The following is a 21,024-nucleotide window of genomic DNA, read 5'->3' on the forward strand; positions in this document are numbered from 1 at the left end:
CTGGTTTATTAGCGCTGATTTATGGGGATTCCTCAGCGCAGGGCCGGGGCTATTTTTATGCGTCGCTACGTTACTTGCCGCGCGTAAAAATAGCCGCCAGCAGTATCCATGCTGGATTAAGGGACGCGGCCTAATGTTTCCTGAAATTCTGGTCGTCGTATCAATAGTCACTTATCGGAAGATATTCGCCGCTGTTTCATCTGACAAGCGCCGGAGGATAAAAATTTACGCTTTGTGACGCCGCATAATTTGATTTGCAACCAAAACGTCGCGCGCAGTGAAAGCTGAAAAAATTAATCTGGATCATTAAATGTAAATTCAGGTCGTGAAATGTGATCGCGGTGAAAGTGTTTTCTACCCCTTACCAGGTATATTTGCGCTGCAGCAAACCATAATAAGGACAGGGAAATGAAAACATTTGTAGTAGCACTGCTTGCATTAAGTTGTTATTCCAGCGTGACTTATGCGCATGAAGCCGGGGAGTTTTTCGTGCGGGCCGGGAGCGCAACCGTCCGCCCGAGCGAAGGTTCCGAAAGCGTGATGGGCAGTTTGGGGAGCCTGAGCGTTAATAATAATACCCAACTGGGACTGACGCTGACCTGGATGGCAACTGATAATGTGGGAATTGAACTATTGGCCGCGACGCCGTTTCGTCATCGCGTGGGGCTGGCGGCGGCGGGAGGAGAAATTGCGACAGTTAATCACTTACCGCCATCGCTGATGGCGCAGTGGTACTTTGGCGACGCCGGTAGCAAAGTGAGGCCCTATGCGGGCATTGGCCTCAACTATACGGCTTTTTTTAATGAAAAATTTAACCGCCGGGGTAAGGAAGCGGGATTGAGTGATTTAAGCCTGAAAAATTCATGGGGCGTGGCCGGTCAGGTTGGGGTGGATTACCTGATTAATCGTGACTGGCTGCTCAATGCCTCGCTGTGGTATATGGATATAGATACAGAGGTAAAATTTAACGCAGGCGGTACGCCTCAGAATGTTGATACCCGCATCGATCCGTGGGTGTTTATGTTCTCTGCGGGCTATCGTTTCTGATAGCGCCTGCCTTAAAAATTTTTAGAGGGAACGGGGCGTTACCTGTTCTCTTTTTTTTACTGTCGTTTTCTCTCAACAAGCGTAAGGGTAAATAATACGGTCTGGTTAACTGGCTACGGCGACCCGCCGGCAGGAAGACTTAAGCGCGCCGCGTGTAAGGTGAACGTTGAGAAGCACACGACCAAAGCAGGCAAAAAACATAAAAAAGCCGCTGGCTTATAAGCCGGGACAATAACACAGGAATCAGAAAATATATAAACACGAAGCGGGGCGACTGAAAAACGTATTTACGCCATTACCGGATATGAAATTTTATGGCTGCGGGCTGGAAATAATGTTTAAAAATGCCGATCGCGTTAAGCAACCGGCATCGTGATATGCCTGCGCTATGAGTATATTAATTGTACTCTACGGTCAGAACGCCGGTTGTATGGCTGTCGTTCATCCAGCGCATCCATGTTTTACCTTTATCAGCAGGCAGTGGGTTCAGTGTGCCGTCTCGTGGGAGGAGCTGTGTAGTGAGTAAGGTTCCATCGCTGTCGCGGCAGGTGGAGTGAATGGTGTTCTGTTTCTGCACCACAGTGCAGGGATCTTCGATTATTTCGCCAGAAAATTGAATAACACCGTCGGTGTCAGCGAAAGCGGTCGTTGAGTTCATCATCCCTGATACGATTACGCCAGCGGCGGCCAGCGTAAGGCGGTTTAGAGCATTCATGATGAACCTCATATATTATAAAGAATAAAAATGTGCGCATGCGCACTATTTAGAGTAAAAGGCGTTGACATGGTTTACCAATCACATTTCCAGATATGAGAGATCTATTGAGAAAATAGTTACCTGTTGCAACAAAATAAGATAAGTCTGTAATCAATTCACAATAATCTGAATAAAAATTGATATGCCCGGGTAAAATGGGCGACGAATGAACAAAAATTCAGCATTCAGGCGAAAAGGATTTACGCGACGGGCTTTTTTGCGACAGGTATCGTGGCGGAACGGGACATGACAGGAAGGAAAGCAGCCGCAGGCATTTAAGGTTGGGTTATATAGCCGCGGATTGGCCAGTCAGCGAAATGCCCATTCAGGTGGGTAAACATAAAGAGGGCAAAACGTAGTTTTGCCCTGAGACTGCCGACAACCCCCATCCTGTCGCAGACAGGATGGATGAAACACAATAAAAAATAAGGAAAATCAAAGCATCGATTTTCGCCTGCTTACCGCAAAGAAGGAAAAAAACCGTTTTTTCCTTCTTTGTCAATAAGCTGCGGGTAAAACGTAATTTTGCCCTGAGGCTACAGATAAACAGCGATACATACGTCACCGGCCCGAAAAGCAGAAAATAAATCAGGTAAAACACTGTATTGCTTTTTTCGCGCGATCGCCGCAAAGAGGACAAAACTACGCTTTTGCCCGCTTTGATATAAAACCGGGAGTAAAACGTGGCCTTGTCCTGTGCATTAATCTGACAGGGCCGACAGCCGGCCCTGGGGGATCAGGCGCGGCGTGTGGCCGCTTTCATGCTCTGTACGAAAGCATTCAGTTCAACCAGCATCTGTGCGGGCTGTCGCACATTTTTTTCGATGATTTTAACAATAGCGGAACCGGAGATAGCGCCTGCGGCACCGGCATCCAGCGCCGCGCAAACCTGTGAAGGGTCGGAAATGCCAAAGCCCTGTAATGGCGGCGCGGCGCGGTACTCTGCGAGCTTTTCGACCAGATGACGCAGCGGCGTGCTGGCGCGATTTTCCGCGCCGGTAACGCCTGCGCGCGATAGCAGGTAAGTATAGCCGCGTCCGTAAGAGGCAAGTTGACGTAATAGTTCATCATCGGCGTTAGGCGGGCAGATAAAAATGGGCGCAACGTTATGGCGCAGCGCCGCCTGGCGAAAAGGAGCCGACTCTTCTACCGGAACATCGGCCACCAGCACAGAGTCAACGCCTGCGCTCGCACAGCGTGCATAAAATGCGTCAATGCCCCCGTTCCACACCAGATTGGCATACATCAACAGGCCAACAGGCAGGTCGGGGTATTTCTGGCGAATGGTCGTTAGCATTTCAAAGCACCGATCTGGCGTAGTGCCGGATGAAAAAGCGCGCAGGGTCGCGTTCTGAATGGTCGGGCCGTCAGCCAGCGGATCGGAGAAGGGAATACCTAATTCCAGCGCGTCCGCGCCGCCTTCAACCAGCGTGTCGATAATTTTCAAAGACTGTTCCGGGGAGGGATCGCCCAGCGTGACAAAGGGAACAAACGCCCCTTCCTTTTGGGCTGCAAGCCGTTTAAAAAGCTGTTCATAGCGTTCCATCAGATTTCCCCTCGTGCTTTCAGGATGTCGTGAACGGTAAAAATGTCTTTGTCGCCGCGACCGGAAAGGTTAACGACCAGCAACTGCTCTTTTTGCGGATTTTCACGCATCATGCGCAGGGCATGCGCCAGCGCGTGGGAGGATTCCAGCGCAGGCAGAATGCCTTCCTGGCGACACAGAATCTGAAATGCGTCCAGCGCTTCGTCGTCGGTAATGGATACGTAGTCGGCGCGCCCGGTGCTGTTCAGGTAGGCGTGCTGCGGGCCGACAGACGGGAAATCAAGTCCGGCGGAAATCGAGTAAGATTCTTCAATCTGGCCGTCTTCGGTCTGCATCATAGGCGATTTCATCCCGAAGTAAATGCCCGTGCGCCCGTGTTTGAGCGGTGCGCCGTGTTCGCCGGTCTCAATACCGTGACCGGCTGGCTCAACGCCTATCAGACGCACTGAGGTTTCGTCAATAAAATCGGCAAACATGCCGATGGCGTTGGAGCCGCCGCCTACGCAGGCTATCACGGCATCCGGCAGGCGGCCCTCTTTTTCCTGCAGTTGCGCCTTCGTTTCTTCACCGATCATGCGCTGAAATTCGCGTACAATCGTTGGAAACGGGTGGGGGCCGGCGGCGGTGCCAAGCATGTAGTGCGCGGTTTCATAGCTGCCTGACCAGTCGCGCAGCGCCTCGTTACAGGCGTCTTTAAGCGTTGCGGAGCCGCTGTGTACAGGGATGACTTCCGCGCCCATCAGACGCATACGGAACACGTTTGGCGACTGGCGTTCGGCGTCCTTCGCACCCATGTAAATGCGACATTTCAGACCGAGCAGCGCACAAACGATTGCAGAAGCGACGCCGTGCTGGCCTGCGCCGGTTTCAGCGATAATTTCTGTTTTGCCCATGCGTTTGGCCAGCAGCGCCTGGCCCAGGACCTGGTTTGTTTTGTGCGCGCCGCCGTGCAGCAAATCTTCGCGCTTGAGGTACAGCGTGGTTTGTGTACCTGCGGTAATATTGCGACACTTTGTGAGCGCCGTCGGACGCCCGGCATAATTTTTCAGCAGATCGGTAAACTGTGCCTGAAAATTAGGGTCGCTTTGCGCTTCAACGAACGCCGCTTCAAGCTGGCGCAGAGCGGGCATCAGAATTTGTGGAACATACATTCCGCCAAATTCACCAAAATAGGGGTTCAGTAATGTGCTCATCGTCTTTTCCTTAGTAAGCCCGCAGCGTGCGAAATACCGCCGCCAGCTTGTTGGCATCTTTAATTCCCGGCGCGGATTCCACACCGGAATTGAAATCCAGGCCAGCGCAGCCTGACTTTGCCGCTTCCACACAGTTGTCGGCGCCGAGGCCGCCTGCAAGCATCACGTTGTCAAGCTGGCTGGCGCCTGCGAGCAATGACCAGTCGAAGCGTTGTCCGCTGCCGCCCTGGCCGTTATCCAGTACGTAGCGGTCAACGTGGCTAAAGCTGCGCGGCGGCAGCGTTTCGCCTACGCTCAGCGCCTTCCAGATAGCCACGCCTTGCGGCAGGGCGGCGCGCAGCGTGTCGATGTACGCCTGATCCTCGCGGCCGTGAAGCTGCAGCGCGCTTAATCCCAGCGACTGCGCCAGTGAAACGGCATCGCTTACCGGCATATCTCGCACCACGCCGACGTAGCGCAGTGGAGCGGCGGCCATAATGTCACGCGCCCGGGGGGCATCGATCGCACGCGGCGAAGCAGGCACAAAAATCAGCCCGCCATAGATGGCTCCTGCGTTATACGCCGCATAAGCGTCTTCTGCGCGGGTCAGACCGCATACTTTGTTGTCGCCCAGTAACACTCGGCGCACGGCGCAGGATAAATCATCTTCGCCCATCAACGCAGAGCCAATCAGAAAGCCGTTGGCGAAGTGGCTTAGTTCGCGCACGTGGGCGTAGCTGCCAATGCCGGACTCGCTAATAACCGTGACATCTGGCCCGAGGCGCGGCGCCAGTTTGCGGGTGCGGTTAAGATCGACCGACAGATCGCGCAGGTCGCGGTTATTAATGCCAACGACTCTGGCTTTAAGCCGAATGGCGCGCTCAATTTCTTCTTCATTACTGGCTTCCGTTAGCACGCCCATATTCAGGCTGTGGGCCACGGCGGCAAGTTGACGGTATTGGTCGTCGTTCAGTACGGAAAGCATCAGGAGGCAGGCATCGGCCTGATAGTGGCGCGCAAGATAGATCTGATAAGGGTCGATAATAAAATCTTTGCACAGCACAGGCTGGGTTACGTTACGGCTTACTACGCAGAGAAAATCAAAGCTGCCCTGGAAATATTTTTCGTCGGTCAGCACGGAAATGGCAGACGCATAATCTTTGTAGATGCCCGCGATACGCGCCGGATCGAAGTCCTTACGAATCACCCCTCTGGATGGAGAGGCTTTCTTACACTCAAGGATAAACGCAGTGCGCGTGCCGCTCAGGGCGTCATAAAAGCTGCGTGTGCTGGGGACGATATCATTCTGAAAGGTTGCCAACGGCTGTTGCTGCTGGCGGGCCTTTAGCCAGACGGCTTTATCCGAAACGATTTTTGCTAAAACAGTGTCCTTCATCTGTGTTTTATCCTCTCGATGCCAGCGCGGCGACGCGGGCGTATGCTTCGCCGCTGCGTATAACTTCCAGCGCGTGGCTGGCATTTTCGCGTAAATTTTCATGGCCATGCAGGCGCATTAACATTGCGACGTTGGCGGCCACGGCTGATTCGTGGGCGCGCTCGCCTTTACCTTGTAACAGGCGCGCCAGAATGTCACGGTTTTCTTCCGGCGAACCGCCAGCCAGCGCCTCTTTTGTATAGGGCTGAAGGCCAAAGTCGTCAGCATCCAGATGATAATGGTAAAGCTCGCCGTTTTTCAGTTCGGCGACCTGGGTTGGGGAATGGAGCGACACTTCATCCATACCGCCGCTGTGCACGACGGCCGCGCGCCGGTAGCCGAGCACTTTCAGCGTTTCGGCAATGGGCAACACCAGCTCGGCGCTGTAAACGCCAATGAGAGTCAGCGGCGGATGCGCCGGGTTGATGAGCGGCCCAAGCACATTGAACAGCGTGCGGGTTTTCAACTGCTGGCGTACCGGCATGGCGTGGCGAAAGCCGGTGTGATACTGCGGCGCGAACAGAAAGCACACGCCCAGCTCATCAAGCGCCGCACGCGACTGCGCAGCGCTCATATCCAGTTTAATGCCAAACGCCGCCAGCAGGTCAGAAGAGCCGGATCGGCTGGAGATGCTGCGGTTGCCGTGTTTGGCAACTTTCATGCCGCATGCTGCGGCAACGAAAGCGCTGGCCGTGGAGATATTGATGCTGTTGCTGCCGTCGCCGCCTGTGCCGACGATATCGGTAAATGTATAGTCCGGGCGTGGGAATGGTTCGGCAGCCTCAAGCAGCGCGAAAGCCGCGCCGGCAATCTCAACGGGATCTTCGCCGCGCACCTTCATGCCGATCAGCGCAGCGGCAAGCTGGCCTTGCTCCAGTTCGCCGCGCACTATGGCGGTGAAAAGCTGGCGACTTTCTTCAAGAGTGAGCACCTGAGCCTGAAACAGTTTTTCTAAAATCGGTTGCATTGTGCCTTCCCTCTTGCTTACGCCAGCGCCCAGGCCAGCGTTTGCTCAAGAAGCGTTGCTCCCTGAGTGGTTAAAATAGATTCCGGGTGAAACTGAAAACCGCAGACCCGATCGGCGTCGTGGCGCACGGCCATCACCATATCGTTGAACTGCGCTGTGACTTTCAGCGACGCAGGAATATCGCTGCCTACTAACGAATGGTAACGCGCGACCGGCAGCGGCGAAATCAGTCCGGCGAACATAGCTTCGCCGTCGTGTTCAACCGCGGATGCTTTGCCGTGCAGAATTTCTCCCGCCTGGCCAACATAGCCGCCATAGGCTTCGATAATGGCCTGATGGCCAAGACAAATGCCTATGATCGGCAATTTGCCGCGCAGGCGAGCAAGCAGCGCCGGCATACAGCCTGCTTGCGACGGCGTACCGGGGCCTGGTGAGAGCATCAACACCGGATTTTCCATATCCGCCAGGCGTTCAAGCAGCGTCTGTACCGGCGCATGATTGCGGTAAATCACTACGCGGTAGCCGCTGGCCCGCAGTTGATCCACCAGATTCCAGGTAAAGGAGTCCACATTATCGAGCAGCAGAATGTCGGCCATCAGAAGATCTCCTTTGCATGATGCGCAGTTGCGATAGCGCGCAGTACCGCGCGCGCTTTATTACGGGTTTCGTCAGCTTCGGCCTGAGGAACGGAATCCAGCACCACCCCTGCGCCAGCCTGTACGGTAGCGATGCCGTCTTCCACATAGGCAGAGCGAATAACGATACAGGTGTCGAGGTCGCCGTGGGCGGTAAAATAGCCTACGGCGCCGCCGTAGCTGCCGCGTCGACGGCCTTCCTCCCTGGCGATAAGCTGCATGGCGCGCACTTTTGGCGCGCCGCTTAGCGTGCCCATATTCATACAGGCCCGGTAGGCGTGCAGGGCATCCAGATCGTCACGCAGTTCCCCCACCACGCGAGAGACCAGATGCATAACGAAAGAGTAGCGGTCAACTTTGGTTAAATCGGCCACGTAGCGGCTGCCCGGCCTACAGATACGCGCCAGATCGTTGCGCGCCAGATCAACCAGCATCAGGTGTTCAGAAAGTTCTTTATGGTCGGTGCGCATTTCCAGTTCGATGCGGCTATCAAGATCGCGATCAAGTTCGCCGTTTGGGCGCCGACCACGCGGGCGGGTGCCGGCGATGGGGTAAATTTCAATCTGGCGCGCGCGGGCGTCGTATTTTAACGAGCTTTCCGGGGATGCGCCGAACAAAATGAAATCATTATCCTGCATATAGAACATATAGGGGCTGGGGTTGCTCTTTTTCAGCACCTGATAAGCAGCAAGCGGCGAAGGGCAGGGCAGCGAAAAGCGGCGTGACGGCACGACCTGGAAAATCTCGCCCATGCGAATGGCCTGCTGCATTCGGCTGACCGCCGCGCCGAACTCTTCGTCGCTTTGATTACAGCTTAGCGACATTGTTTCCTGTTTCTGTACCGGCAGTTCAGCGCGAATGTTGCGCATTTGCCCGGCCAGCGCGGCAATGCGTTGGCTCAGGCGTTCATGTTCGGCGCTGACGGGGGTAAACAGACTGGCCTGGATGCGGGTGGATTTTTGTTTATGGTCGATAACCAGCAGCGTTTCGGCCAGATAGAAACAGTAATCGGGGCAGCGGTTCTCCTTACGCAGTGTGGGCAGGTCTTCGAAACCGGCCACTAAATCGTAGGCGAACAGACCGCCGAAGAACAGCGCTTCACGCTCGTGCTCCGGCACGGTAACCAACGTTTGCAGGATGCGCAGGGCATCAAATACCGACATGGACTGTAGGCGGCTGTCTTCGTCGAGCGTGCCTTCAGGGGCGGGGAAGGTCAGCTCGCGTCCCTGCGGCAAAGCGCGATTTCCCACGCACGGCGGCAGCGCGGCATCAAGCAGCGTCAACAGCGCGCAGCCGTTGGCGGAAAGCGCCTGGATGTTGACGGTGTTGCCCAGCGCCGTGATGCGCAGCGCGCTGTCGGCCAGCAGCAGGCTTTTCAGGTCATCTTTGCTGTCGATATCTGCCGATTCCAACAGCAGCGTGGCCGGGCGAGCGCCGCACAACTGGTTAAACAGCGCAGTGGGGTTTTCGCAATAGGGGGCGGCGAGAGTTAACAGCGCCAGTGCTGGTTTTGTATTTTCCATATAACCTTCCCAAATTCTGTTCATAAAAAAGCCCGCGTAACGGCGGGCCGGGTATCTGCATTGAAAACGCTACTATGCAGGCACGCTGCCCTGTTCAGAAAACGCGCCGCCAGAGGTTATGAGTGTGGATAGTTGTCTGCATAGCCCGATACCATGATTTTGTTTGAACTTGTGTACTAGTTAACTGGTTCGAGCGCGCAATGTCAATAGCGATTTTTTATTACCGGAGGGCTATGATGGCGTTCTTTTATTGCAAATATTCCAGGGGTCGACTTGAGCGAAACCAGCAATCGGTTAATTTATGATTTACACAGCCATACCACCGCGTCTGACGGCCTTCTGTCACCGGGGCAACTGGTGCAGCGCGCCGCAGAGAAAGGTGTGGGCGTACTGGCGATTACCGATCACGATACCGTCGCGGGCATTGCCGGGGCGCGTGCGGAAATTGCGCGTACCGGGCTGGCGTTGCGACTGATTAGCGGCGTGGAAATTTCCACGGTCTGGGAAAATCAAGAAATTCATATTGTCGGGCTAAATGTGGATGAGCGCCATCCGGCATTGCTGGCGTTTCTGGCGCAGCAGCATACGCTGCGCGAGTTGCGGGCCAGGATGATTGCCGAGCGTCTTGAAAAAGCCCGTATTCCGGGGGCCTGGGAAGGGGCAAAAAAGTATGCCAATGGCGCAACCGTAACGCGTGGCCATTTTGCCCGCTATTTGATTGAGTGCGGGCGTGCGACCGATATCGCCGGGGTTTTCAAACACTACCTGGCGCGTGGGAAAACCGGTTATGTTCCCGCGCAGTGGTGTACAATAGAACAAGCTATTGAAGTTATTCATCATTCAGGTGGTCAGGCGATTGTGGCTCATCCGGGTCGTTATCAACTGTCGGCCAAATGGCTTAAGCGGCTGCTGGCGCACTTTGCGCAATGCGGCGGTGATGCGATGGAGGTGGCGCAGTGTCAGCAATCGCCCGACGAGCGTAATCAGTTGACGCAGTATGCGCGGCAGTTTGCGCTGCTGGCCTCTCAGGGATCGGATTTTCATCAGCCCTGCCCGTGGATAGAACTGGGGCGCAAACTGTGGCTGCCGGAGAGCGTGACGCCGGTCTGGCAGCGCTGGAGCCAGAACGAACAGCAAGAGAGGGCAGTATGAGTCAGTTTTTCTATATTCACCCGGATAATCCGCAGCCGCGCCTTATTACTCAGGCGATGGATATTGTGCGTAAGGGTGGGGTTATCGTGTATCCCACTGATTCCGGCTATGCGCTGGGCTGTAAGCTGGAAGATAAAGATGCGATAGAGCGTATTTGTCGTATTCGTCAACTGGAAAGCGGCCATAACTTCACGCTGATGTGCCGCGATTTATCCGAACTGTCGACGTATGCCTATGTCGATAATGTGGCCTTCCGCCTGATGAAGAACAACACACCGGGTAATTACACTTTTATTCTCAAAGGGACGAAAGAGGTACCGCGCCGTTTGCTGCAGGAGAAACGTAAAACAATAGGCCTGCGCGTACCGTCGAACCCGATAGCGCTGGCGCTGCTGGAGGCGCTGGACGCGCCCATGCTTTCCACTTCGCTGATGTTGCCGGACAGCGAATTTACCGAGTCCGATCCGGATGAGATTAAAGATCGTCTGGAAAGACAGGTGGATCTTATTATTCACGGCGGTTATCTGGGCCAGAAACCCACAACCGTAATCGATCTTACCGACGATGTGCCGGTTATCGTGCGAGAAGGCGTTGGCGATGTGAGGCCGTTTCTTTAACCCAGGCCCTGGCGCAGCGGCGTCTTGCCTCGACATTATTGAAGCAGCCCCCCTGACGCTCGCGTTCGCAGGTTTAACCCAACACAGAATAACCCGGCGGCGAAAACATTTGTGGGAAACGCATCAGCCTCTGTCAGGCTGCTGCGCTGATAACGGCAGCCTGTCTGCGCGTGTTGACGCCTGCCGCGGTGAACCGGGCCTGGCGGGCGGATAATCCGCCTCCATTTCTGTATTCAACGCGGCCTGTGGGCGTTGTACTGCTTTTGACACCTGCCGTTTCGCCAGCTATACCCATAACAGCGCTGTGACGGGGAAAGGAGGCGCGCGTCGCGGTGTATTTCATCTTTTTGGGAGTAAAGCGATGACAAATACCGACAAAGCCCTCATCAATTTTTCTGAAGAACACGAACTGAATCATATTCTGCGTAAGCTGGGTAAAAAACAGTCCCAGGCCAACCGTGCGACGCTCCAGGAGGAAGGGAAGAAACTGAAAGCATCTTCCGGCAAACGCATTCTGACGCACGCTGAGTTCGAAGCCCATCTGATAGCCGAAAAAACCGTGCTGGAATAAGCATCGCGCCCGGGATCGTCGACAAATGCCAGGCCGAATGAAGTGCGAATTAAAGCAGTAAATTTTTTGTTGGCTAATCGCTAAAGAGGGGGCAGGTCACCGTTTTTGCTCCTCTTTGTTATCATTATGATCCCCGCCACAGAGCGTTTGCCTGTCTGGTGAAACCTGCGCGCAGCGCTTTTAATATGGCTATGGTTGATTCCTGCTCCTGTCTTTTATAGTCGCATCTGAACTTAGCGTGAACAGTTAACTTCTCTTTAGTTTGCAGACGTCTACATCACTGCGCTTAACAAAAGTGAGCCGGGCTTCGCGCTACATTTTAGCGATAGCCTGGTCCGAGCCGTATAGACAATACGGCAGAAGCGAAAGCACAAATCTGGCTTAAGATGCCCCGGCGCGCTTTTGGTTAACGGTAGCGGGAGCCAGCGGAACAAAACTTGTTGAATCATTTAGTGTGAAGTTAGTGTAGTATGTGCGGCCATAAAACATGGCGCGGCAGCTTGCGTGATACGTTGTTTATTATGCTGTTTAACGCGAAATTTTTACAAACCAGCGAGTTAGGCGGTTGCTCCGCCTGGCGCGCTGTTTTAAAAAGCATACCAGACGCCTGTGAAGGCGACACCCGAGGAAGCTCAATGAACGACAAGAGCGAAAAGCTACAAAAAGTGCTGGCGCGAGCCGGTTATGGTTCCCGCCGCGAAATCGAAACCCTTATCTCTGCCGGCCGCGTTAGCGTTGATGGTAAAATCGCCACGCTCGGCGATCGCGTTGAAGTGACGCCAGCGCTGAAACTGCGTATTGATGGCCGCATTATTTCCGTGAAGCCTGCGACAGGCCAGATTTGCCGCGTGCTGGCCTATTATAAGCCGGAAGGTGAACTCTGTACCCGTAGCGACCCGCAAGGGCGGCCAACAGTATTTGATCGTCTGCCAAAGCTTCACGGCGCACGCTGGATTGCCGTAGGACGCCTGGATGTAAATACCTGCGGACTACTGATTTTCACCACAGATGGCGAGCTGGCGAACCGTCTGATGCATCCGAGTCGTGAAGTTGAACGTGAATATGCGGTGCGCGTTTTTGGTCAGGTGGATCCGGCGAAACTTAACGAGTTGACCCGCGGCGTTCAGCTTGAAGATGGCCTGGCAGCCTTTAAAACTCTGCGTTTTAGCGGTGGTGAGGGCATTAATCAGTGGTATAACGTCACTCTGACGGAGGGCCGCAACCGCGAAGTGCGTCGCCTGTGGGAAGCCGTAGGCGTGCAGGTAAGTCGCCTTATCCGCGTGCGTTATGGTGATATTCCGCTGCCGAAAGGGCTGCCGCGCGGCGGCTGGACGGAACTTGACCTTGCGCAAACTAACTACCTGCGCGCGCTGGTGGCGCTGGCGCCGGAAACCACCAGTAAAGTGGCAGTAGAAAAGGACCGCCGGCGCACCAAGGCCAACCAGATTCGCCGCGCGGTGAAGCGCCACAGTAAAACCAGCGCCCGCCGCACCGGCGGCGGACGTACGAGCTGACGGCCGCGCATTGCGCGGATATGCGCGGGAGGCCCAAAAGAACAGAACCAAAGGCGAATAGTGGGCAAGCAGACGCAGGACGCGCGAGGTTTGCGAAAGCGGCAGAACGCTGTTATCAGGCTGTGTCCTTTAATTCTCATGATGCCGGCGCTGAGCGAAACCCCCGCAGACAAGGCGAAGGGCGCAGTGGCCCTCTGTTCAGGCCCAACAACGCAGTCAGCGGGGGTTTCGCACGCGCCCCGGAGGGCTGGGGTTATTTTTACGCGCCGCTGATTTGGACCTGCCAAACTGCGCAGCTTGTGCCTTGCCGCGCGTAAAAATAGCCGCCAGCAGCATCCATGCTGGATTAAGGGACACAGCCTAGTAATCAATCCCGATACTGGCCTTCACGCCGGCATCGAATGCGTGCCTGACCGGGCGCATTTCAGTGACGGTATCAGCCGCTTGCGTAAGCGCGCGATGGCATCCCCGGCCCGTAATAATAACGCTTTGATGCGCGGGCCGCGCCGCCAGCGCGGTCAGTACCTCGTCCAGCGCCAGATAACCGTAGGCTATCATGTAGGTTAATTCATCCAGCACCACCAGATCCAGCGCAGGGTCTGCCAGCATACGCCGCGCATGCCGCCACGTTTGCTCACAGGCAGCGGTATCGCCGTCGCGGTTTTGCGTATCCCACGTAAAGCCCGTCGCCATAACCTGAAATTCCACGCCGAGCGGTTCAAGCAGCGCGCGCTCGCCGTTTGGCCATTCGCCTTTAATAAACTGAATTACGCCGGCGCGTTTGCCATGTCCTGTGGCGCGGGTGACGGTACCAAACGCTGCCGTGGTTTTACCTTTGCCGTTGCCGGTAAATACCATCAGAATGCCGCGCGATTGCTGCGCGGCGGCAATCCGCGCGTCCACTTTTTCTTTCAGCCGCTGCTGGCGCTGCTGGTGGCGCTCGTCGCTCATTCGGCTATCCCCGGCTTGCGTCCGGGTTGGGCGTCAAAGCACATGCCGGTTTTGCGACGGCTGTCATCGCCCATCAGCCACAGGTAGAGCGGCATCAGATCGCGCGGGGTTTTAAGCTTGTCGGGATCTTCCTGCGGAAAAGCGCTGGCGCGCATTTTTGTGCGGGTGCCGCCAGGATTGATGGTATTAACCCGCAGGTTACGATGGCGATACTCCTCTGCCAGCACCTGCATCATTCCTTCCGTGGCGAATTTGGACACCGCATAGGCGCCCCAGCCCGCCCGCCCCTGGCGACCAACGCTGGAGCTGGTAAAAACCAGCGAGGCGGCTTGCGATTTTAGCAGCAGCGGGAGCAACGCCTGCGTGAGATAAAAGGGGACGTTGACGTTAACCTGCATTACGCGCTCCCACACTTGCGGATTTTGTTCGGACATGGGCGTAATATCGCCAAGTATGCCGGCGCTGTGCAGCACGCCGTCAAGGCGCGGCACTTGTGACGCCAGGCGTTGACCGAACTGCTGGCAAGTTTGCGCATTGGCGCTGTCATAATCCAGCACCAGCCACTGCGCCATAGTCTGCGTGCGCGTATTAATCTCCCGGGCAACGGCGCGCAGTTTCTCTTCATTACGCCCAACCAGAATGACGCTGGCGCCGTAGCGGGCATAGGTCAGGGCCGCTTCGCGACCAATACCGTCACTGGCGCCGGTGATCAGAATAATACGGTTTTCAAGCAGGTCGGTTTTGGGTTGGTAATGCACAATCTTCTCCTCATTACCAGGGGGTGAGCAAAAGGGGCGGCAATCAATCATTTCTGTAGCTTCGTTTTATGCCTGATTCGCCCGTTGATTTCAATGAGCGGGGAGCGAAGGCAGAGAAATGTTAACATTTTGCAAATATTTCCTGGCGGAAAGCGGGAGGGCGGCCATTATAGTGAGCAAGGCGACCCGTGGGGCGCTACAATAGCGCGTTTGTGATTTTTATGGGAAAAGGCGGAACTGTGGATTTGATTGTAGAGTATGGATTATTTTTGGCCCGGGTGGTTACAGTGGTAGCGGCAATCGCTGCTGTGGCGCTGATTGTGTCCAGCCTGGCGCATCGTAAAAAACAGCAGCGCGGCGAGATGCAGGTGACCCGGCTGAATAAACAATATGAAGAGATAAAGGAAACCATGCAAAGCGCGCTGCTGGACGGCAATCAGCGTAAAGTCTGGCTTAAGGAGCAAAAAAAGCGCCTTAAGCGGGAGAATAAAGCCGCCAAAGAAAAGGCAAAGCGCGGTGAGAGCGCCGTAGTAAAGCCGGTAATGTATGTTATTGACTTTAAAGGTAGTATGGATGCGCATGAGGTTAGCGCGCTGCGTGAGGAAGTGAACGCCGTGCTCTGTGCTTATAAACCGAATGATGAAGTGCTGCTGCGCCTGGAAAGCCCCGGCGGCGTGGTACACGGCTATGGCCTTGCGGCCTCGCAACTGCAGCGTTTACGCAGCCGCGGCATCCCGCTTACGGCAGCGATAGATAAAGTGGCGGCCAGTGGCGGCTATATGATGGCCTGTGTCGCCAGCCATATCGTCAGCGCGCCCTTTGCAATTGTCGGATCAATTGGCGTAGTGGCGCAGGTGCCGAATTTTCACCGCCTGCTTAAGCGCAACGATGTGGATGTGGAATTGCATACGGCGGGGCAATATAAGCGAACGCTGACGCTGTTTGGCGAGAATACCGAAGAAGGGCGTGAGAAGTTTCGCGAAGAGCTGAACGAAACCCATCAGTTATTTAAACATTTCGTTGCCGATATGCGCCCGACGCTGAATATTGACCAGGTAGCAACCGGCGAACACTGGTACGGTAGTCAGGCTCTCGAAAAAGGGCTGGTGGATGAAATCAGCACCAGCGACGACTGGCTGTTAGCGCGCCTGGAACGCTTTGAGGTAGTGAAAGTACGTTATGTTATACGCAAAAGCCTGACCGATCGCTTAACGTTTAGCGCGGCGAACAGCGTTGACAGGTTAATGCTGCGCTGGTGGCAGCGCGGCGAAAAACCGCTGCTGTAAAGTTTAACGCGGCTATTTGCGTAGCGCTAAGTTTGATGATGAAGCAGGCAAAAACGGCGTTTTCTCCTTTGCGAATATCCGATAAAAGTTAATAAAGCGTTTCGGGCCGAAACCGCTCGGCCCTGCATCTGTTAACCGCCTCAGCGCCGCCTGCCTACCCTAATTTTTATCGGTTGTCGCTTTTATGGCAAAAAAGCGATTAACGTATAAAAACGTTTGCGTACCTTTTAACAACGATAAAAACCGGCTTTTTTATATTGCATCGCTCTGTGGCTGATAGCGTGTAGTCGTTGTAAAGACAGTTTACGCTGACAGGTGATATTTTCCAGACAGCACATGGGCCAGGTGTTTAAACATATTAAATACCGCTGTGCTTTTTGCCGTCGGCAGCCCCTGCTCATCAAGAAAATATTCGCCACGAAAAATCAGCACGCCGTTTTGCTGTACGACGTCGGTTGCCACCATGCCATTAAGATAATCCTCATGTTCACGGATAATTTTATTGGCCTCTTTGAGCAATGTTTCTCGATCGATCGGTTGCGTATTCGCTTGCATCATCTTCTCCTTACAAACTGCGCATAGTTTACGTCTGCGTTCATTGCAGGGCAAATTTTGCTGCCGTTTATGCACGGGCGCACAAAGACTTGCAGGCTGGCGGAATGTAATAACTCATGCTAATAAAGTTGCGTATCAAATTTTATCAGGTACAGTGTGACGCTTTCGCAGATCAGATAACAGAATTGCTTGACATTCCGGTGAACCTCCGTCGTGCGGGAAAGAATTTGCGTGAAAAACCTGTTTTTCGGCACCTCTGTATGGGCGTTGCGCTGGCTGTCAGGCGAAGGAAAAAGAGGGTTGATAACCCTGTTCGCCGTCGCAATATTGAAAGCTCATCGCCTGAGAGGGTGAATTAACGTGCGACGTATTCCTGGAAGAATCAGATTAGGTATAGGTGAATATGGGTAAAGCTCTCGTCATCGTTGAGTCACCGGCAAAAGCCAAAACGATTAACAAGTATCTCGGCAATGACTACGTGGTGAAATCCAGCGTAGGGCACGTCCGCGATCTGCCGACCAGCGGCTCGACGCAGAAAAAGAGCGCTGACTCTGACTCCGCCAAAACGACCAAAAAGGTCAAAAAGGACGAACGCGGCGCACTGGTAAAACGTATGGGTATAGACCCCTGGCACAACTGGGAAGCGCATTATGAAGTGCTTCCCGGCAAGGAAAAAGTGGTTTCCGAGCTCAAGGCGCTGGCTGAGAAAGCTGACCACATTTACCTTGCAACCGACCTCGATCGGGAAGGGGAGGCGATTGCCTGGCACCTGCGGGAAATTATCGGCGGCGATGAAAAACGCTACAGCCGCGTGGTGTTTAACGAAATTACCAAAAATGCTATCCGTCAGGCGTTTGATCAACCGGGCGAGCTGAATATTGACCGGGTTAATGCCCAGCAGGCGCGCCGTTTTATGGACCGCGTTGTGGGATATATGGTATCGCCGCTGTTGTGGAAGAAGATTGCCCGCGGCCTGTCTGCCGGGCGCGTGCAGTCTGTGGCGGTGCGCCTGGTTGTTGAGCGCGAACGCGAAATTAAGGCGTTTGTACCGGAAGAATTTTGGGAAGTAGACGCGAATTTAACTACGCCGAAAGGCGATGCGCTGCCGGTGCAGGTTACGCATTATCATGACAAACCTTTCCGCCCTGTTACCCGTGATGAAACGATGGCCGCCGTAAGCCTGCTTGAAAAGGCACGCTATACCGTCGTTGAGCGTGAAGATAAACCGACCAGTAGCAAACCGGGCGCGCCGTTTATCACATCTACTTTGCAACAGGCAGCCAGCACGCGGCTTGGCTTTGGTGTGAAAAAAACCATGATGATGGCCCAGCGTTTGTATGAAGCCGGTTACATCACTTATATGCGTACGGACTCCACTAACCTGAGCCAGGACGCGCTGAACATGGCGCGTGATTATATCGGCGGCAATTTTGGTAAAGATTATCTGCCAGGGGCGGCCAATCAGTATGCCAGCAAGGAGAATTCGCAGGAAGCGCACGAAGCGATTCGCCCTTCCGACGTTAACGTGCTGGCAGAAACGCTAAAGGATATGGAAGCCGACGCCCAGAAGCTATATCAGTTGATCTGGCGCCAGTTTGTGGCTTGCCAAATGACGCCGGCAAAATACGACTCCACTACGCTGACCGTTGAAGCGGGTGATTTCCGCCTCAAGGCGCGGGGCCGTACGCTGCGGTTTGACGGCTGGACAAAAGTAATGCCTGCGCTGCGCAAGGGCGATGAAGATCGCACGCTTGCGCCGGTTAAAAAAGGCGAAACGCTAACGCTTATCGATCTTCTTCCTGCGCAACACTTTACCAAACCGCCCGCGCGCTTTAGCGAAGCGTCGCTGGTGCGCGAGCTGGAAAAGCGCGGTATCGGCCGTCCGTCCACTTATGCATCCATTATTTCGACCATTCAGGATCGCGGCTATGTGCGTGTGGAAAACCGTCGCTTCTATGCAGAAAAGATGGGAGAAATCGTTACCGACCGCCTGGAAGAGAACTTCCGCGATCTGATGAATTATGACTTCACCGCGCAGATGGAAAATAGCCTGGATCAGGTGGCTAACCACGAAAAAGAGTGGCGGCGCGTGCTGGATAGTTTCTTTAGCGATTTCAGCGAAAAACTGGAAACTGCGAGCAAGGATCCGGAAGAAGGCGGTATGCGCCCGAACACGATGGTACTGACCAGCATCGACTGCCCGACCTGCGGACGGGAAATGGGGATACGCACCGCCAGCACGGGCGTTTTTCTCGGCTGTTCAGGGTATGCGCTGCCGCCGAAGGAACGCTGCAAAACCACGATTAATCTTGTGCCAGAAAACGAAGTGCTCAACGTGCTGGAAGGGGATGATGCGGAAACCAACGCGCTGCGCGCCCGGCGTCGTTGTGCCAAATGCGGTACGGCGATGGACAGTTACCTTATCGATCCCCGACGCAAGCTACACGTGTGCGGTAATAATCCCGCCTGCGACGGTTATGAGATTGAAGAGGGCGAATTTCGCATCAAAGGCTATGACGGCCCGGTTGTCGAGTGCGAGAAATGTGGTTCGGAAATGCACCTGAAAATGGGGCGCTTTGGCAAGTATATGGCGTGTACCAACGAAGCGTGCAAGAACACGCGCAAGATCCTGCGCAACGGTGAAGTGGCGCCCCCGAAGGAAGATCCGGTACCGCTGCCGGAGCTGCCTTGTGAAAAGTCTGACGCTTATTTCGTGCTGCGCGATGGGGCCGCAGGCGTATTCCTTGCGGCTAATACGTTCCCGAAATCGCGTGAAACCCGCGCGCCGCAGGTAGCCGAGCTTTATCGCTTCCGCGATCGTCTGCCGGAGAAGCTGCGCTATCTGGCCGACGCGCCGCAGGAAGACCCTCAGGGCAATAAAACGATTGTGCGGTTTAGTCGTAAAACGAAGCAGCAGTATGTTGCTTCAGAGAAAGACGGCAAAGCGACCGGCTGGTCGGCGTTTTTCGTTGACGGGAAATGGGTTGAGGCGAAAAAATAGACTTATTTTAAGAAGTAACAGAGGGGGTCGGCACGTTCCGGCCCCCTTTTTTATATGCCGTTAACCACTTTTTTCATATCTATACAGGAGAGCGATCGGTGATATAGTGGTTATCATTGCTTTCTTTTTTATGATGAAATCGTCTTAAACGACGCTTTATTTCCCCCCGGATGGCAGGCTATGAAACTACAGCAGCTTCGGTATATCGTTGAGGTGGTAAACCATAATCTCAACGTCTCTTCGACAGCGGAAGGACTTTACACCTCGCAGCCAGGCATCAGCAAACAGGTAAGAATGCTTGAGGATGAACTGGGGATACAGATCTTTGCTCGCAGCGGTAAACATCTGACGCAGGTGACCCCCGCAGGCGAAGAGATAATCCGTATTGCGCGTGAAGTGATGTCCAGAGTTGACGCTATCAAAGCTGTGGCGGGCGAACATACCTGGCCGGACAAAGGCTCGCTGTACGTAGCCACCACGCATACGCAGGCACGTTACGCGCTGCCTGAGGTCATTAAAGGTTTTATTGAACGCTATCCGCGCGTTTCACTGCATATGCATCAGGGGTCGCCGACCCAGATTGCAGAAGCGGTTTCCAAAGGTAACGCGGATTTCGCCATTGCAACGGAGGCGCTGCACTTATATGACGATCTGGTGATGTTGCCGTGCTATCACTGGAACCGTTCTATTGTCGTTACGCCCGATCATCCGCTGGCTTCGAAAACCCATACAGGCATTGAGGAGCTGGCGCAGTACCCGTTAGTGACTTATACCTTTGGCTTTACCGGGCGCTCTGAGCTGGATATGGCTTTCGGTCGGGCAGGGCTGACGCCGCACATTGTTTTTACCGCAACGGATGCCGATGTCATAAAAACTTACGTGCGCCTGGGGTTGGGCGTTGGCGTTATTGCCAGTATGGCAGTCGATCCGGTTTGCGATCCTGATTTGGTGCGTCTGGATGCGCAGGATATTTTTAGCCACAGCACAACCAAAATAGGTTTTCGCCGTAGTACATTTCTGCGCAGTTATATGTATGATTTTATTCAGCGATTTGCGCCGCACCTTACGCGTGATGTTGTGGATACCGCCGTAGCGCTGCGATCGAATGAGGATATTGAGGCGATGTTCCGCGATATTAAACTGCCTTGCCGTTAACCTTTGCACGGTATTTTAGTTGTTAAAAATACCGTGCGTTTTTACGCCAGCACGTCTGTTTTACGTTACGACTATTTTTTCTGTTTTTTATCCTTATTCCCGGAAGTATTACCAGGTTACCTGGGCGCCATAAAAGAGAAAATTAACCGTAACCAGGCAAATTCAATATTTCATTTAATGTTAAGCGGCCAACAGGTTACTTTTCTGTACAGAAAATATTCGTAAAAACGATGGCATTTCGTGGCCGGTTTAATTGACTTTAATCCGAAAGCGTTACGCCTGAACTACCGCCTGGCGTGAACAAAATGAGGGATGCCGATTATAAGTAACCAGCGATGTCAGTCGATGAGGAAACGCTGTCGCAGGAGGACTTCGCGCTGAA

16 protein-coding genes, 1 pseudogene and 1 other annotated feature are annotated in these 21,024 nt (G+C 54.2%); of the genes and pseudogenes, 8 read left to right on the top strand and 9 right to left on the bottom strand.

The genetic code is table 11. From position 1 onward, the window contains the following. Nucleotides 1-408 precede the first annotated feature (408 nt). Nucleotides 409-1,047, top strand: coding sequence for an outer membrane protein OmpW (gene ompW / locus JJB97_RS10885; protein WP_238714040.1), 639 nt, complete (start codon nucleotides 409-411; stop codon nucleotides 1,045-1,047). A gap of 397 nt (nucleotides 1,048-1,444) precedes the next feature. On the opposite strand, the gene JJB97_RS10890 is transcribed toward ompW, so the two are convergent. The 6 genes and pseudogenes from JJB97_RS10890 to JJB97_RS10915 form a co-directional block, all read right to left on the bottom strand. Continuing rightward, complete coding sequence (locus JJB97_RS10890; protein WP_238714041.1) at nucleotides 1,445-1,762, bottom strand: hypothetical protein; 318 nt, start codon at nucleotides 1,760-1,762, stop codon at nucleotides 1,445-1,447. Nucleotides 1,763-2,540: 778 nt separating this feature from the next. Continuing rightward, entirely contained in the window at nucleotides 2,541-3,350 is an 810-nt protein-coding gene (gene trpA, locus JJB97_RS10895) for a tryptophan synthase subunit alpha (protein WP_238714042.1), read from the bottom strand. Next, nucleotides 3,350-4,543 carry a tryptophan synthase subunit beta gene (gene trpB, locus JJB97_RS10900; protein WP_238714043.1) on the bottom strand — a complete coding sequence of 398 codons (1,194 nt, stop codon included), beginning with the start codon at nucleotides 4,541-4,543 and terminating at the stop codon, nucleotides 3,350-3,352. Before trpB ends, trpA begins: the two co-directional genes overlap by 1 nt. Before the next feature lie 10 nt (nucleotides 4,544-4,553). Then, nucleotides 4,554-5,918 (bottom strand): bifunctional indole-3-glycerol-phosphate synthase TrpC/phosphoribosylanthranilate isomerase TrpF, encoded by a 1,365-nt coding sequence (trpCF, locus tag JJB97_RS10905; RefSeq protein ID WP_238714044.1) that lies wholly within the window; start codon nucleotides 5,916-5,918, stop codon nucleotides 4,554-4,556. A gap of 7 nt (nucleotides 5,919-5,925) precedes the next feature. Beyond that, nucleotides 5,926-7,520: pseudogene (gene trpD, locus JJB97_RS10910) on the bottom strand (bifunctional anthranilate synthase glutamate amidotransferase component TrpG/anthranilate phosphoribosyltransferase TrpD). Next, complete coding sequence (locus JJB97_RS10915) at nucleotides 7,520-9,082, bottom strand: anthranilate synthase component 1 (protein WP_238714088.1); 1,563 nt, start codon at nucleotides 9,080-9,082, stop codon at nucleotides 7,520-7,522. The pseudogene trpD and the gene JJB97_RS10915 overlap by 1 nt, the downstream one beginning before the upstream one ends. A gap of 22 nt (nucleotides 9,083-9,104) precedes the next feature. Further along, nucleotides 9,105-9,200, bottom strand: a sequence feature (Trp leader region). Nucleotides 9,201-9,355: 155 nt separating this feature from the next. Here JJB97_RS10915 and rnm point away from each other — a divergent pair. The 4 genes from rnm (at nucleotide 9,356) to rluB (ending at nucleotide 12,936) form a co-directional block, all read left to right on the top strand. Beyond that, nucleotides 9,356-10,234 (top strand): RNase RNM, encoded by an 879-nt coding sequence (gene rnm / locus JJB97_RS10920; RefSeq protein ID WP_238714045.1) that lies wholly within the window; start codon nucleotides 9,356-9,358, stop codon nucleotides 10,232-10,234. Further along, entirely contained in the window at nucleotides 10,231-10,851 is a 621-nt protein-coding gene (locus JJB97_RS10925) for an L-threonylcarbamoyladenylate synthase (RefSeq protein ID WP_238714046.1), read from the top strand. Before rnm ends, JJB97_RS10925 begins: the two co-directional genes overlap by 4 nt. Before the next feature lie 361 nt (nucleotides 10,852-11,212). Beyond that, the gene (locus tag JJB97_RS10930; RefSeq protein WP_238714047.1) at nucleotides 11,213-11,422 is read left to right on the top strand and encodes a hypothetical protein; all 210 of its coding nucleotides are present in this window, start codon (nucleotides 11,213-11,215) and stop codon (nucleotides 11,420-11,422) included. A gap of 635 nt (nucleotides 11,423-12,057) precedes the next feature. Further along, nucleotides 12,058-12,936: a 23S rRNA pseudouridine(2605) synthase RluB gene (gene rluB, locus JJB97_RS10935; protein WP_238714048.1), complete on the top strand. Its 879-nt coding sequence runs from the start codon at nucleotides 12,058-12,060 to the stop codon at nucleotides 12,934-12,936. Between the two features lie 360 nt (nucleotides 12,937-13,296). Here the strand turns inward: rluB and cobO are convergent, their stop codons facing one another. Continuing rightward, on the bottom strand, nucleotides 13,297-13,887 hold the full coding sequence (gene cobO / locus JJB97_RS10940; protein ID WP_238714049.1) for a cob(I)yrinic acid a,c-diamide adenosyltransferase: 591 nt from the start codon (nucleotides 13,885-13,887) through the stop codon (nucleotides 13,297-13,299). Continuing rightward, complete coding sequence (locus JJB97_RS10945; RefSeq protein WP_238714050.1) at nucleotides 13,884-14,645, bottom strand: YciK family oxidoreductase; 762 nt, start codon at nucleotides 14,643-14,645, stop codon at nucleotides 13,884-13,886. Before JJB97_RS10945 ends, cobO begins: the two co-directional genes overlap by 4 nt. A 239-nt stretch (nucleotides 14,646-14,884) precedes the next feature. On the opposite strand from JJB97_RS10945, the gene sohB reads away from it, so the two are divergent. After that, the gene (gene sohB / locus JJB97_RS10950) at nucleotides 14,885-15,931 is read left to right on the top strand and encodes a protease SohB (protein WP_238714051.1); all 1,047 of its coding nucleotides are present in this window, start codon (nucleotides 14,885-14,887) and stop codon (nucleotides 15,929-15,931) included. Nucleotides 15,932-16,234: 303 nt separating this feature from the next. Here sohB and JJB97_RS10955 read toward each other — a convergent pair whose 3' ends face one another. Next, the gene (locus JJB97_RS10955; protein ID WP_238714089.1) at nucleotides 16,235-16,486 is read right to left on the bottom strand and encodes a YciN family protein; all 252 of its coding nucleotides are present in this window, start codon (nucleotides 16,484-16,486) and stop codon (nucleotides 16,235-16,237) included. Nucleotides 16,487-16,889: 403 nt separating this feature from the next. Here JJB97_RS10955 and topA point away from each other — a divergent pair, with 403 nt between their 5' ends. Continuing rightward, nucleotides 16,890-19,487: a type I DNA topoisomerase gene (gene topA, locus JJB97_RS10960; protein WP_238714052.1), complete on the top strand. Its 2,598-nt coding sequence runs from the start codon at nucleotides 16,890-16,892 to the stop codon at nucleotides 19,485-19,487. 180 nt (nucleotides 19,488-19,667) lie between these two features. Beyond that, nucleotides 19,668-20,642, top strand: coding sequence for an HTH-type transcriptional regulator CysB (cysB, locus tag JJB97_RS10965; protein WP_238714053.1), 975 nt, complete (start codon nucleotides 19,668-19,670; stop codon nucleotides 20,640-20,642). Nucleotides 20,643-21,024 lie beyond the last annotated feature (382 nt).

This window comes from Tenebrionibacter intestinalis (assembly GCF_016632365.1).
GTDB classification, from domain to species: Bacteria; Pseudomonadota; Gammaproteobacteria; order Enterobacterales; family Enterobacteriaceae; genus Tenebrionibacter; species Tenebrionibacter intestinalis.